This is a genomic window from Corynebacterium sp. UMB10321, assembly GCF_030228725.1.
Classification (GTDB): domain Bacteria; phylum Actinomycetota; class Actinomycetes; order Mycobacteriales; family Mycobacteriaceae; genus Corynebacterium; species Corynebacterium pseudogenitalium.
This window is the reverse complement of sequence record NZ_JASOZC010000004.1, coordinates 1-12996: the sequence shown is the minus strand read 5'-3', so window position 1 is coordinate 12996 and position 12996 is coordinate 1. Positions and strand designations below refer to the sequence as shown.

Annotated in this window: 11 protein-coding genes; 5 read left to right on the top strand and 6 right to left on the bottom strand. The window is 64.8% G+C overall.

Going from position 1 to position 12996, the window contains the following annotated elements:
• Positions 1 to 10 precede the first annotated feature (10 nt).
• Positions 11 to 634, top strand: coding sequence for a TetR/AcrR family transcriptional regulator (locus QP752_RS05430; protein WP_083290935.1), 624 nt, complete (start codon positions 11 to 13; stop codon positions 632 to 634).
• Between the two features lie 5 nt (positions 635 to 639).
• On the opposite strand, the gene QP752_RS05425 is transcribed toward QP752_RS05430, so the two are convergent.
• Both QP752_RS05425 and QP752_RS05420 read right to left on the bottom strand, forming a co-directional pair.
• On the bottom strand, positions 640 to 1932 hold the full coding sequence (locus tag QP752_RS05425) for a dicarboxylate/amino acid:cation symporter (protein WP_070363318.1): 1293 nt from the start codon (positions 1930 to 1932) through the stop codon (positions 640 to 642).
• 84 nt (positions 1933 to 2016) lie between these two features.
• Positions 2017 to 3087, bottom strand: coding sequence for an ROK family protein (locus QP752_RS05420; protein ID WP_284804768.1), 1071 nt, complete (start codon positions 3085 to 3087; stop codon positions 2017 to 2019).
• 133 nt (positions 3088 to 3220) lie between these two features.
• Between QP752_RS05420 and QP752_RS05415 the strand changes: the two genes are divergently transcribed.
• Positions 3221 to 4912, top strand: coding sequence for a DUF885 domain-containing protein (locus QP752_RS05415; RefSeq protein ID WP_070363316.1), 1692 nt, complete (start codon positions 3221 to 3223; stop codon positions 4910 to 4912).
• Between the two features lie 4 nt (positions 4913 to 4916).
• On the opposite strand, the gene QP752_RS05410 is transcribed toward QP752_RS05415, so the two are convergent.
• Positions 4917 to 5942: an AbrB family transcriptional regulator gene (locus QP752_RS05410; RefSeq protein ID WP_070363315.1), complete on the bottom strand. Its 1026-nt coding sequence runs from the start codon at positions 5940 to 5942 to the stop codon at positions 4917 to 4919.
• Positions 5943 to 5967: 25 nt separating this feature from the next.
• Between QP752_RS05410 and QP752_RS05405 the strand changes: the two genes are divergently transcribed.
• Together QP752_RS05405 and QP752_RS05400 are read left to right on the top strand one after the other, a co-directional pair.
• Entirely contained in the window at positions 5968 to 6714 is a 747-nt protein-coding gene (locus QP752_RS05405) for a TSUP family transporter (protein WP_252931184.1), read from the top strand.
• A 7-nt stretch (positions 6715 to 6721) separates the two neighbouring features.
• Positions 6722 to 7312: a TetR/AcrR family transcriptional regulator gene (locus QP752_RS05400; protein ID WP_168156206.1), complete on the top strand. Its 591-nt coding sequence runs from the start codon at positions 6722 to 6724 to the stop codon at positions 7310 to 7312.
• A 16-nt stretch (positions 7313 to 7328) separates the two neighbouring features.
• Here QP752_RS05400 and QP752_RS05395 read toward each other — a convergent pair whose 3' ends face one another.
• On the bottom strand, positions 7329 to 8792 hold the full coding sequence (locus tag QP752_RS05395; RefSeq protein ID WP_070479009.1) for a basic amino acid/polyamine antiporter: 1464 nt from the start codon (positions 8790 to 8792) through the stop codon (positions 7329 to 7331).
• 53 nt (positions 8793 to 8845) lie between these two features.
• Between QP752_RS05395 and QP752_RS05390 the strand changes: the two genes are divergently transcribed.
• Positions 8846 to 9529, top strand: coding sequence for a Rib/alpha-like domain-containing protein (locus QP752_RS05390; RefSeq protein ID WP_070479007.1), 684 nt, complete (start codon positions 8846 to 8848; stop codon positions 9527 to 9529).
• Here the strand turns inward: QP752_RS05390 and QP752_RS05385 are convergent.
• Both QP752_RS05385 and QP752_RS05380 read right to left on the bottom strand, forming a co-directional pair.
• Positions 9495 to 11687, bottom strand: coding sequence for an ATP-dependent RNA helicase (locus QP752_RS05385; protein WP_070479006.1), 2193 nt, complete (start codon positions 11685 to 11687; stop codon positions 9495 to 9497). The two genes, QP752_RS05390 and QP752_RS05385, sit on opposite strands and share 35 nt — an antisense overlap.
• Positions 11680 to 12246, bottom strand: coding sequence for a sugar O-acetyltransferase (locus QP752_RS05380; RefSeq protein WP_070363310.1), 567 nt, complete (start codon positions 12244 to 12246; stop codon positions 11680 to 11682). The genes QP752_RS05385 and QP752_RS05380 overlap by 8 nt, the downstream gene beginning before the upstream one ends.
• Positions 12247 to 12996 lie beyond the last annotated feature (750 nt).

The window sequence follows — 12996 nt, the reverse complement described above, 5'->3', positions numbered from 1 at the left end:
TCCTGCATTCATGACACCACGTGAACTTAGTATGGACCCGCGCGCGGTTCGTACGCGCACGGCGTTACTGAACGCAACGAAGGAACTGCTGCTCCATTACCGGGTGGATGAGCTTTCGTTGTCCCAGATTGTGAAGTACGCGCAGGTCAGCCGCCAGGCCTGCTACGAGCACTTTCACGACAAGGACGCGCTCATCCTGGCTGCGGGGTGCGACATTTGCCTCCCTGCCTACGAGTCTTTCGTCAATGACATCGTGATCGACGAAACGTACCCGGACCAGGTGGCGCGGCTGGTGAAGCACCTCGAGCGCTACGACAAGGCGGTCAAGCATCTGATCAACTCCTCGGTGCACGGCCATCTCAACGACAAGATCTGCAACATTCTGGCGGACGCCTACCTGAAGAAGATCTACACCCAGATCGAGTCAGGCGAAGAAATTGCTCTGACGGAGGAAACGCTGCGCGACACGGCCCGCTTCATGGCTGCCGGAACACAGGACATCCTGATCGACGGCATGCTGCGCGACCGCGAGCATGAAGAAACCGCGCAACGCGTAGAAAACGTTCGCGCGGCATTAGATCTCGTGATCGGCGCGCTGCGCGCCACCAGTGGTGGGGCAGCGGACGAGCAGTAGCATCGCTATCCTCGCTGGGGAGCTGGGGCGCCGTCTTCTGCGGCGTCCCAAATTTTTTCGTCCAGGATGCCTTCGCGCTTCGCCACGATGGCGGCGACGACGGCCTGGCCGGTGACGTTGACGGCAGTACGCCCCATGTCGATGATCGGCTCGATCGCCAGCAGCAGGCCCACACCCGCCAGTGGCAGGCCCAGGGTGGACAGCGTCAGCGTGAGCATGACGGTCGCGCCCGTGGTGCCCGCGGTCGCCGCGGAGCCGAGCACGGCCACGATCACGATGAGCAAGTAGTCCGTCGCGCCCAGGTCGAGGCCGTAGAACTGCGCGACGAACAGGGCCGCGATCGCCGGGTAGATGGAGGCGCAGCCGTCCATCTTCGTGGTCGCGCCGAGCGGCATTGCGAAGGCCGCGTACTCGCGCGGCACGCCCATCGACTCCTCGACGGTGCGCTGGTTCACCGGCATCACGCCCATGGAGGAGCGGGTGACGAAGCCGAGGGTGGTCACCGGCCACACGCGGCGGAAGAAGCCACCGACCGGCACCTTATTGACGGCCAGTACCGCCGGGTACAGCACGAAGATCACGAGCGCGAGGCCCACGTAGATCGCCAGCACGAACTGGCCGAGATTGCCCAGAGCCTCCCAGCCGTAGGTGGCCACGGCCTTACCGATGAGCGCCGCCGAACCGATTGGGGCAAGGCGGATGATCCACCACAGCACCACCTGGATGACCTCCAGGAAAGAGGCGGAGAACTGCAGGAACGGCTCCGCGGCCTTGCCCGCCTTGATGGCGGCCACGCCGATGAGCAGAGAGATCACCAGGATCTGCAGCACGTTGAAGTTCACCGAGGCGCTCGTCTCCGAGACCTTGACACCAAGCCCGAAGAAGTTCGACGGGATGACGGTGTTCAGGAAGCCGAGCCAGGAGCCGGAGCCGCTTGGTTCGGCGGCGGAGGAGGCGTCGACAGACGAGTTCGCGCCGGGCTGCATGACGGTGCCGACGATGATGCCGATGATCACCGAGAAGAACGCGGTGATGGCGAACCACAGCAGGGTCTGCCAGGCAAGGCGCGCGGCGTTGGTGACCTTGCGCAGGTTCGCGATAGAGGTGACCACCGCGGTGAACACGAGTGGCGGGATGAGTAGCTTCAGCAGCTGCACATAGGCGCTGCCGACCCAGCTGAGCGTCTCGCTGAGCCAGGTGATGTCGTTGGCCGCGGCGATGAGCCCGAGGATGAGGCCGATGATCAGGCCGGCGATCACTTGGGCGCCGAACCCGGTCATCCACTTTGGAAGGTGCATGAAGTTCTCCAGGTGTAGATTTATAGACTAATCGGTATTAAACGAAGCTAAATTCTACACCTATCCTCTAGAAACGCGTCAAATCTAAACTAGACAGAGCGGTTCACGTAGCACTTTATCCAGTGCAACCGCGCGCGCGATGTCCCGCACGATCTCGCGGTGCGAAGGGATCATGCGCAGCTTCGGGGCGCGCTCGGCCTCGCTGACCACCGTGCGCGCGAACGTGGCGGGCGCCTGCGGGTCGTCGATGAAGGCGCTGCCGGCGACGACGACGGTGCTGGGGGTGTGGGCGTCGGCAAGCGTGGCCACGAGTGAGCCGAGGCCGCGTGCGCGCTGGTCGAGCGCCTGGCGCGTGGCCGACTGCTGCTCCGCGAGCGCGACGACCTCCTGCAGTGACTGTACTGCCGACTGTCCGATGGCGTTGAGGAGCCCCTGCGTGGTCAGGTGATCGCTGGCGACGTCGATGGCCATCACGCCGGTCGGGGTGGACATTGCGCAGGCCAGCGAGTCATCGGCGAACAGCGCCATCACCGGCGGGGTGTCGATGTCCAGGCTCGACTGCATCTCCGAGCCGACGATCGCCTGGCTGATGGAGACGACCTCGACGGGCACGCCGAACTGCTCCCGCATCTGCTGGCGGATCGGCACCCCGTGCCAGCCGAGGTTTGCCGCGGTGACCTCGCCGTCCTTGTTGACGGTGCCCGAGGTAGTCACGCCGACGGTTGCGAGCGGGCGGCCCATCCCGGCGCTGAGGCGGTGTAGCCCGGCCATGATGTGCTGCACGAAGTCATCCGGACTCATGTGTGCGACGGGGATGTCCACATCGATGCTGCGCAGGGTGCGCCCCTTGAGGTCGAACAGCGCGATGTAGGTGCTCAAGGTGCCGACGGCCACCCCGGCGTACAGCGAGTTCGGTTCCCCGAGCTCGAGCGGCATGGTGGGCCTGCCCCGGCCGGTGGACTCGGACAGGTCGCCGCGTTCCACGATGTAGCCGGAGTTTGCCAGCGCGGTGACGGCGCGGGTGATGGTGGGCTGCGAGAGGCCGGTGGCTGCGATCAGGTCTCGTCGCACGCACTGTTCCTGCAGGCGAATGAGGTGCAGGCACTTGGCGGCGGGGGTTGTTGGGTGATGGAACGCTGTCCGTGTCGCAGGCATGTGAATATATGTACCGGTAGTAGACCGCTTTGTCCAGTTATCGAGCTAGAGTGGGCCGTCTCGGTAGACAATGCGGTTTGTATGGGGTGTAGAGGTGCACATTCAGCGTGTCCCTCGGTTACACTGCCTACCCATGACCAATCCTTTGCTTGAGGAGCACGCATCCCAGTCAGAACGCGAGCCTTCGCTACTCGACGCCACCTGCGAAGACTTTCTCTACGACCTCGCCGAGCTGATCCCTACCCTGGCAACGGAGATCGGCCTCGAAGGCCACGACTGCGACCTGCAGGACTTCAGCCCCGAGTACTACGGCGAAGTCGCCGACCGCATCCGTGACGTCGTCGCCGACGTCGACGCGCTCAACGACTCCACGGACGCCTCCGACGACGAAGACGACTTCGACGACGTCGACAATCTCACCGCTTCGCTGCTGCGCGACCGGATGGCATTCAAGTTGGAGCTGCACCACCAGGGCGAGGACCTGCGCCAGCTCAACAACATCGATTCGCCGGTGCAGACCATCCGCGACTCCTTCGCGCTGATGCCGAAGGTGAGCAAGGAGGACTTCGAACACATTGAGGCGCGCCTGTCCAAGGTGCCGGCGGCGCTCGCGGGCTATCGCGCGTCGCTTTCGGAGGCGGCGTCGGCAGGCAATGTGCCTGCGTACCGCCAGATCGAAGCCGTGATCAAGCAGTGCGGCGACCTCACCGACGACGACAGCGTCTTCGACCAGCTGGGTCTGCCGGAGGACTCGGCCGTCGTCGAAAAGGCGAAGGCTGCATTCGACGAGATGGCCACCTGGCTGTCCACCGAGCTCGCGCCACACGGCCGCCACGACGACGCCGTCGGCCGCGACCGCTACGAACTCTTCTCCGAGTTCTTCTTGGGCCGCGGCATCAACCTCGACGAGGCCTACACCTGGGCCAAGGAGCAGCTGAAGGAAACCGTCGCTGAGCAGCGCGCGCTCGCGCAGAAGCTCTACGGCCCGGACGCCACCATCCTGGGTGCGTACAAGCGTCTCAACGAGGAGGAGCGCTACACCCTGCGCGGCACCGACGCCCTGCTGGAGTGGATGAACTCCGTCAACGAGCAGGTCATGCGGGACCTCGACGGCGTTGACGTCACCATCCCGGAGGGCCTGCACAAGGTAGAGTGCGCGATTGACCACGCCGGTTCCGGCGGCATCTTCTACACCCCGCCGTCCGACGACCTGATCCGCCCCGGCACCATGTGGTGGTCAGTGCCGGAGGGCCAGGAAGTGTTCCACACCTGGCAGGAGCTCACCACCGTCTTCCACGAGGGTATCCCGGGCCACCACCTGCAGATCGGCACCGCGCTCATGCAGCGCAACGACCTCAACCTGTGGCGTCGCACCGCGTGCTGGAACTCCGCACACGGCGAGGGCTGGGCGCTCTACGCCGAGGAGCTCATGGGGGAGCACGGCCACTTCGACGACCCAGGCTTCCGCATGGGGCTTCTCGACGCCCGCCGGCTCCGCCTCGCCCGCGTCATGATCGACATCGGCGTCCACCTCAAGAAGGCCACCCCGGACGGCACCGGCGTGTGGGACGCCGCCTACGCCAAGGCGTTCCTGCGCGACAACTCCGCCATGCCAGAGTCCCACATCGCCTTCGAACTGGACCGCTACCTGGGCTGGCCGGGCCAGGCGCCGAGCTACGCCATCGGCTACCGCGACTGGTGCTCACTGCGCGACAGCGCCCTGGAGCAGGGCATGACGCTGCGCCAGTTCCACGACAAGGCGCTCAAGTTCGGGTCGATGCCGATGGACATGCTGGCCCACGAGGTGCTCAACCACCACGACTAGCCTGCTAGCCGTTGCGTTTGCGATTCTGCCAGTTGACCAACTTCGGCAGGTAACCCGCGAACAGCAGGATGCAGATCAGGCGGATCAGCTGGACCGCCACGACCGCCGGGCCCACCCCGCCCTCCGCGGTGAGTGCCAGCACCGTCTCGAGTGCGCCTGGCGTGGTGGCCAGGTACCCCTCGTAGAAGCTGATATTCAGCCACAGCGCCAGCAGCCAGCCCAGTCCGGCGCAGGCTGCCATGAGGGCGGCGATGTAGACGATCGTGATGGGCAGCAGGCGGGAGAACTGCTTCAGGGCAGGTACGGATAGGCCGCCGCCGCACGCCCAGCCAATGCACAAGAACGCCGCGATGTTCAGCGGCTCCGGCGGAACGATGACCACGTCCATGAAGGAGCCGACCACTGCGGTGACGATCATCGGGCCGAAAATCGACGGGTTCGGGATGTGCAGCACCTTCGCGATCGGCTGCCCAACCGCCACCAGCGCCGGCACCAGCAACCACATCCACCAGTAGGGCTCCAGATGCTCCGTGGCGGAGGCGTGCTTGGTAGTGAGCAGCCCCGCCACCACCGGCAGCGTCATCGACACGACGAGCAGGCGCAGGTACTGCGTCAGAGCGACGTAGCGGACGTCGGCACCAATCTCCTTCGCGATGACCGGCATGAGCGACGCACCGCCCGCGAGCAGCGACAACACCCCGGTTTCCTGCGAGATTCCCTTGCGCGCGAGCACCGCGCCGCCCACGTAGGCCAACCCGATCATGCTCGCCGCGGCCAGCAGGCCGGGCAGCAGGAACGGCAACAGCGTCTTCGGGGGGATGCCCACCAGTGGCAGCGCCGCCAGTACGCCGATCACGCCGCGGGTGCACGTGAACAGGAGCTCGTTGATGGGAAGGTCGCGCCCGCTGCGCAGCGCCACCGCGCCCGATGCGACGATCGCCCCCAGGATCCACGCGGCCGGAAGGTGCAGCGCGCTGAAGGCCCAACCGAGCGCGATTGACACCGGGACGACCACACACCAACGAAGCATGGCTGTTGATATTACTCTTTAGTGCATGATTGTCGCCCTGCTGATTGCATCACTGACCGCCGGCTGGATTGACGCCGTCATCGGCGGCGGTGGCCTGGTGCTCATCCCTGTGCTGATGTCCACCACCGGCATGCCTGCCGCCGCCGTCCTGGCGACGAATAAGTTCGCGGCGTTCACCGGCACCTCCTCCGCCGCGGTCACCATGGTGCGCAAGGTTGGGGTTCCGCGCTGCACGTGGGGCTTCGCGCTCGCCGCGATGTGCGCCTCCGCGGGCGGTGCGCTGGCCGTCGCGCTCGTCAGCGACTCCGTGATACGCCCACTCATCATTGTGTTACTGCTGGCAGTGGGCATCTTCGTGGTGTGTAAGCCCTCGTTTGGGTCGGAGGGCAACCGCATCATCACGCCGCGCCGGGTGGCGCTCGGCGTCGCGGTGGCCCTGCTCGTCGGTGGGTACGACGGCGTCTTCGGCCCCGGCACCGGCATGTTCCTCATCATGGCGTTTACAGCTGTGTTCTCTCAAACCTTCCTCGAGTCCGCGGCGATGGCGAAGGTGGTCAACACCGCGACGAACATCGGCGCGCTCGGAGTGTTCATCGCCGGGGGCTACGTGGACTGGTCGCTGGCAATCGCGCTCGCGATCGCGAACGTCATCGGCGCGCAGCTCGGCGCGCGCACCGTGCTGCAGGGCGGGTCCAAGTTGGTCCGAATCGCCTTATTGACGCTCGTAGTTGTTCTATGCGCGCGGCTTGGGTGGCAAGAATTCGTGCAATAATGGCGGCGTGGAAAAGCAGCAGAAGATTCTTAGGCCGGCCCGTAGGGCAGCAACCGAGCAGAAGATTTTCGCGTCGGTGCTCAGCATCGCCCGCGATCGCGGATTGCACTCTGTAACGATCGACGAGGTTGTGGCGGATTGTGGTGTCGCAAAGACGACGATCTACCGCCGCTACGCTGACCGCCGCGAGATGATCACCGCGGCGCTGGACTCAATCGCGCTCCAGATCCCGATCTACCTCCCCACCACGCGCGCAGAGTTCGTAAAATACATGATTGACCTGCAGCGCTACCTCGACGAGACGCTGGGCGTGAGGCTGATCGGCTCCATCATCGCCAGCGCAGAGCCTTTCGTGTCGCAGTGGCGTCTGCGCCTTGAAACCGAAATCCTCGAACGGATGGTGGAGGGGATCCGCAAGGGGATGGACGAGGGCCTGTATAACCCGAACATCAACCCGTACGCCTTCGTGGGCATGCTGCTCGGCGGCATTGTTATGCGCCAGGCGTTCAGTGAGGCCTCCGCCGAGCGGCACGCCGAAAATACCGCGACGGTCCTGTGGCCACAGCTAGCTGTGGACCCGGACCGCCGAAACGATTAGAGCTGCTGAGAGCTGACTAGAGCTGCAGAGAGCCGTTGGCCAGGCCGACCACGGCTGCGATAGCGCCCGCGATCACGATCGCCACCACAACCCACTCGAAGCTGTTGAAGAGGCGCTCCTTGTTCGCGATGCGCGTCCACACGTACGGGATGATGCCCGGAACCACGGCGAGCGCGCCGAAGAGCACGTAGACCGGGTCGGCGGCGTAGATCAGCCACATCGAGTACACGAAACCGACCGCGCCGACGATGAGGTGGCGCTGGTTGTCGCTGCGGCTGACCTCCGGACCGGAGTCGTCGAAACGCACGCCCGCGTTCGGGTGGTTAAGCCCCTTGCCGCGCACCGCGAGCAGGATGAGGTACAGCGAGGAGAAGATGTACGGCAGCAGGTACATGATGGTCGCCAGCTGCACCATCGCGTTATAGGACGTCTCGTTGGCGAAGAAGATGATCACGAACAGCTGGATCACCACGGTGGAGATCAGCTGCGCGCGGAACGGGGAGCCCGCTTTGTTGGCCACGCCGAGCGACTGCGGCAGCAGGCCGTCGTTCGCCATGAGCACGATCGGCTCGGCACACAGCATCTGCCAGGATACGTACGCGCCCAGCACCGACAGACACAGGCCGATTGAGATGAACACGCCGCCCCACGGGCCGACGACCGCCTCAAGCACGGCACCCATCGAGTTCTCCGGCAGCGCCGCCAGCTCCTCCTGGGTGAGCACGCCGTAGGAGAGCGTGGACACTAAGACCAGCAGCAACAGCACCGACAGGAAGCCGATGATGGTCGCGCGGCCCACGTCCTTGCGGGTTTTCGCCTGCTTGGAGTACACGGAGGCGCCCTCAATGCCGATGAAGACCCACACGGTGTAGAGCATGATGCCCTGCAGCTGCTGCGAGAACGGGATGGCCGAGCCCTCGCCCCAGAAGTCCAAGGTGAACTTGTCCCAGGAGAAGCCGAGGAAGGCGACCAAGACGATGAAGCAGAGGATCGGCACCAGCTTGGCCACCGTGGTGACCACGTTCATCACGGCAGCCTGCTTCACGCCGCGGGTCAGCATGATGAAGATACCCCACGTCATCACGGATACCGCCACAGCCAGCACCCACCGATTATTCAGCGGGGCGAAGTAGTAGGCCACCGTGGAGAAGAACAGGGTGGCGTAGCCCACCTGTGCCATCACGGAACCCAACCAGTAGCCCAGTCCAGAGGTGAACCCGATGAAGTCGCCCAGGCCAGCGCGTACATAGGAGTACACGCCCGAGTCCAGGTGCGGTTTGCGCCGCGCCAGGATCTGGAACACGAACGCGATGGAGAGCATGCCCACCCCGGCGATAACCCAGCCGATGAGCATTGCGCCGGGGCTCGCCACGGAGCCAATATTTTGCGGCAAGGCGAAGATGCCGGAGCCAATGGTGGAGCCAATAATGAGCGACACCAGCGTCCACATGGTCACCGTGTGTGATTGGGCATTAGTCATGGAGAATAAGTTACCTTATGATGAGAGCCGTGAAGCGTCGAAGGAGGTCGGTCATGCGTGGCCGGATTACAGCTGCTGCGTGTGCAGTCATGCTTGCCTGCACCTCCCCACATGCCGTGGCGGTAGAAACTGCGCACGGACAGGCGATCGTGCAGGGCAATTACCCCGTTACAACCGTAACTATCGGTAGTACGGAAACACTACCCCCACCACTGCCCAGGGGCCAAGCCTGGTACAGCGGCACGAGTATCCCCAGCTGGGCGCACCTTTCTGAAGCCGATGGCTCCATCGAGCTGACGCCATCTGTCGGCGTCGATCCTGGCGATTACCAGTGGCCAGTCGTTGCCCACTACGGCGACGAATCCACGGAAATCATCCCGGTCCGAGTCACTGTGGCGAACCCGGGAACGGATGAAGGCGTGGCACCGGACTTCCTGAAGCCGCTCGGTTTTGAGCAGATCACGCCGAAGTGTTCCAAGACTTCCTTGGCAGTGGGCATTCCGCTGCTGGCACTGATCCCGCTCGGCTTTGCCACCCAAATGGGGCTACCAATCGTTGCGGTGCAGGACAGCGTTAACCTGCAGATTACAAACCTGGCGAAGCCGGTGAACATTCACCTCAAGCCGCGCCAGTACAACCGCCGCAATGCGGACCTCGGCATCGCGTCGGTGCTGACGGTCGCTGGCCTTGTCGGCGGCGGCATCATTTATTCAGCGTGCGCTTCGTTCGAGCAGTAGGCGTCGCCGTCCACGGGTCCTCCGGCCACGGGTGCTTCGGGTAGCGCCCGCGCATCTCCTTACGCACGTCCTGGTAGGGCCCGTTCCAAAAACTGCGCAGGTCGTCCGTGACCGCCAGCTCGCGCCCAGCAGGGGAGAGTAGGTGGAACAGCACCCGCTGCCCGCCAATCACCGGCGAGTCCGCCAGCCCGAACGCCAGCTGCAGCTTCAGCCGCACGACGGGTCGGCCCGTCGAGTAGTCCAGCTTGCCTTGCGCGATGCGCGTCGGCGCCAGCTCGTCGAGCCGCGAAGCCTCGGGCCACGGCAGTTGCCGCATCAGCGCCTGTCGCATGTCCAGCTCTCTTATCGACGCCCCCCTGGCCAACTGCGCCACCTCCAGCGAGTAGTCGCCCTTGGTCACGTCCGGCCACGGCTCGCCGATGGTGGCGTGCAGGAAATCGAGGCGCTGCTTGAGGGCGGTGGCGGCGCTATCAAGCGCGAAATCTTCGAAGCTGATGTCGCGCAGTGCCTCTTCCACCTCGTGGGGCTCGGGGCGGATCGGGGTGGCGCTCAGTTCGATGGCGCCGATGGCTTTGACCCTGCGTGCGCGCACTTTCCCGTCCACCAGTGATGCGCGCACGTGCTCCTCGACGCGCTCCTGCGGCATCGCAAGCGGTTCCGCCGCGCGGATCACCGCACCCCGCGCAGTGCGCTGCACCTCTGCGGCCGCGATCCACTCCGGGGCGCCGATCGGCACGTCCAGCCGCGCCCTCGTTCCTGAGGCAAGCAGGTACTCGCCCCCGTCGCGCTTGGCCACCCACTGGGGGTACGCCGCCGCGATCACGTCGCCAGGCGCCACCGGCGCTGACTGGTGTACGAGTCTGGCCAGGCGTTTCGCGGGCTGGTCGGCGAGTTTGGCCACCGTGTCCGCAGCGCCCGAGCCGAACTTCACCAACGCGGCCCCCAGCCGCGGATCCACCGGCATGCGCACCAGCTTCTCACCGAGGGCGGTGATGCGGTGCTCATCGTCCAGCGCGCCGATGAGCCGCAGCGTCTCCTGTGCAGCGGCCAAGTGGTGCGCCGGGGGAGGGTCCAGCAGCGGCAAGTCTGGCGACGCCCACGCCGCCAATTGCAGCGCCGCCTGCGTGAGGTCACTCGTCGCGATCTCCGGCGCCACATCCGGTTGAAAGTGCTGGTAGTCCGTCTCCGAGTAGGCCCGCACCACCGTGCCAGGCCCCAGGCGACCGGCGCGGCCCGCCCGCTGGTCCGCACTGCTTTTCGCCGCAGAGACCGTCACCAAGCCCGTCATCCCGCGGGCATCCCGCCGCGGCACCCGGGTAAGCCCGGCATCCACCACGCGGCGCACACCCGGCACCGTCACCGAGGACTCCGCAACGTTCGTCGACACCACCACCGCAGCATCCCCGTAGAGCGCGGCGTCCTGCTCCGCGGAGGACAAGCGGCCGTGGAGCGGAGTGGCGTCGTCAAGAAAGCTGGCGACGAGCTCCACCTCCCGCACCCCCGGCACGAACACCAGGGTGCGCTCCGGCGCCTCCGCGAGGGCGGCCACATGCCGGTAGAACTCGCGCGAACCCTGCATCCGCCCAGCGTGCGGAGCATATGTGACCTCGACGGGGTAGGTCGCCGCCTCCGTGGACAGCACCTCGGCGCCCATGTGGTCGGCGAAGCGGCGCGCGTCCAGCGTCGCCGACATGGCGCACAGGTACAGGTCATCGCGCAGCAGGGCAGTCTCCATGCACATGGCCAGCACCAGGTCGGTGTCCAGGCCACGCTCGTGCACCTCGTCGATGATCACCGCGTTGACGCCCTCCAGGCCAGGGTCCTGCAACAGGCGGTTCAGCAGCACACCCGGCGTCACAAACTCCACCAGCGAACCATCCCGATGCTCACCACGAATGGAGTAGCCCACCCGCTGCCCAAGCCGCGACCCATCCAGGTCCGCCAGCCGCTTCGCCGCCGAACGCACTGCCACACGCCGCGGCGCCGTCACCAGCGTCTTCCCACACACATTTGCCACCGCCGGTGGCACCAGCGTCGTCTTACCCGTCCCAGGCGGCGCCTCCACCACCAGCGGCCCGGTGCGCGGCAGCTCCCCAATCACCTTCGCGACGGGCAGCCCCTCCCCAATCTTGCCCAGGTCAAACGCGTGCTCAGGCATCCTGCGCAAACTTTCGCTTCACGACGCCCGGCACCCCCGCCACCAAACAGTCATCTGGCACGTCCTTCGTCACCACCGTGCCGGCGGCCACCACGCAACGATCACCCACCGTCACGCCAGGCATCACCATCGCACCCGCCCCGAACCAGCAGTCCTTCCCAATCCGAACCGGCTTCGCGATCTCCCACCCCTCAGCCCGCTTCGCCGCATCCTCAACCGGGTGACCCACCGTAATCAGCTGGCAGCCCGGCCCGAACACCGACCCGTCCCCGATGGTCACCTCCGCAATATCGAGGATGACGCAGTTGAAGTTCATGAAGCACCCCTTGCCGAACCGGGTGTTCAGCCCGAACTCCACATGCAGCGGCGCGAACAGTCCCGGCACGTGCTCACTGTTGGAAAACACCTGCCGCAACAGCTCCTCCGCCCGCGGCTGATCGGTGTTGCCCAGGGCGTTGACCTGGCGCATCAACTCCCACGTCCGGGCGTGTTGGGCGTCGGCCTCCTCGCCGCCGGGGAGGTACCACTGACCTGATCGCATCTGCTCCATCGAATACATACCAGCCAGGGTACCGGGGTGTGTAGCCCCTACGGCCCTGCCTGCCGCTCGGCTTACCGCCCCCGCCCGTCGAAAAAGTTCCCCCGAGAACCGTGATGCGGGGAACGATCTTCATGGACAGGCGTCGCGAACTGGGGAAACGGCAGCGTCGGTCGACCGGAGTGGGCTCGAAATCCAAAATGGTTCCCGAGCGCGGGAACTTTTTCAAAGAGTATCGGTGCGAGCCGAGAAGGGACAGAGCATTGAGGGGTTTCGGTTGACAGGGGGACATGTCAGGGGGACAATGAGTACAACACAAAACATGGTGTTGTGATGTGTTGTTGTGTTGCAAAATAGAACCACCCTCCAGGGTGTTTGAGGACCTGGAGGGTGGCGAGGGACACACTACATGAGAGCATTCTGAAGGAGCGGCCAAACTGCTTCAGAAGCGCGGGTGAATCCAACGGTTAGCGCAAGTAACCACACCCACGGGATGCGAAGATTGAATTTCCATCTTCGCATCCCTTTCTCTTTAGTTTTCTGTGTCTCTCAATTTGGGGCTTAAGGGACATTTTGTGTGTTTTTACGGCGTGTCGCGATAAGGGACATTTTGTGTGTAACTAGCCGCGTCCAGCCCACCCTTTTCTCACGCCTAAGCTGGGTTCCACTGATGATCAATGCCGGTATCGAGGCTTAAGGGACATTTTGTGTGTAACTAGCCGCGTCCAGCCCACCCTTTTCTCACGCCTAAGCTGGGTTCCACTGATGATC

What these genes read in the sequence shown, in the direction of transcription:
- QP752_RS05430 (WP_083290935.1), top strand. Translation starts at nt 11, where the DNA reads ATGACACCACGTGAACTTAGTATGGACCCGCGCGCGGTTCGTACGCGC.
- QP752_RS05425 (WP_070363318.1), bottom strand. Translation starts at nt 1,932, where the DNA reads ATGCACCTTCCAAAGTGGATGACCGGGTTCGGCGCCCAAGTGATCGCC.
- QP752_RS05420 (WP_284804768.1), bottom strand. Translation starts at nt 3,087, where the DNA reads ATGCCTGCGACACGGACAGCGTTCCATCACCCAACAACCCCCGCCGCC.
- QP752_RS05415 (WP_070363316.1), top strand. Translation starts at nt 3,221, where the DNA reads ATGACCAATCCTTTGCTTGAGGAGCACGCATCCCAGTCAGAACGCGAG.
- QP752_RS05410 (WP_070363315.1), bottom strand. Translation starts at nt 5,942, where the DNA reads ATGCTTCGTTGGTGTGTGGTCGTCCCGGTGTCAATCGCGCTCGGTTGG.
- QP752_RS05405 (WP_252931184.1), top strand. Translation starts at nt 5,968, where the DNA reads ATGATTGTCGCCCTGCTGATTGCATCACTGACCGCCGGCTGGATTGAC.
- QP752_RS05395 (WP_070479009.1), bottom strand. Translation starts at nt 8,792, where the DNA reads ATGACTAATGCCCAATCACACACGGTGACCATGTGGACGCTGGTGTCG.
- QP752_RS05390 (WP_070479007.1), top strand. Translation starts at nt 8,846, where the DNA reads ATGCGTGGCCGGATTACAGCTGCTGCGTGTGCAGTCATGCTTGCCTGC.
- QP752_RS05385 (WP_070479006.1), bottom strand. Translation starts at nt 11,687, where the DNA reads ATGCCTGAGCACGCGTTTGACCTGGGCAAGATTGGGGAGGGGCTGCCC.
- QP752_RS05380 (WP_070363310.1), bottom strand. Translation starts at nt 12,246, where the DNA reads ATGTATTCGATGGAGCAGATGCGATCAGGTCAGTGGTACCTCCCCGGC.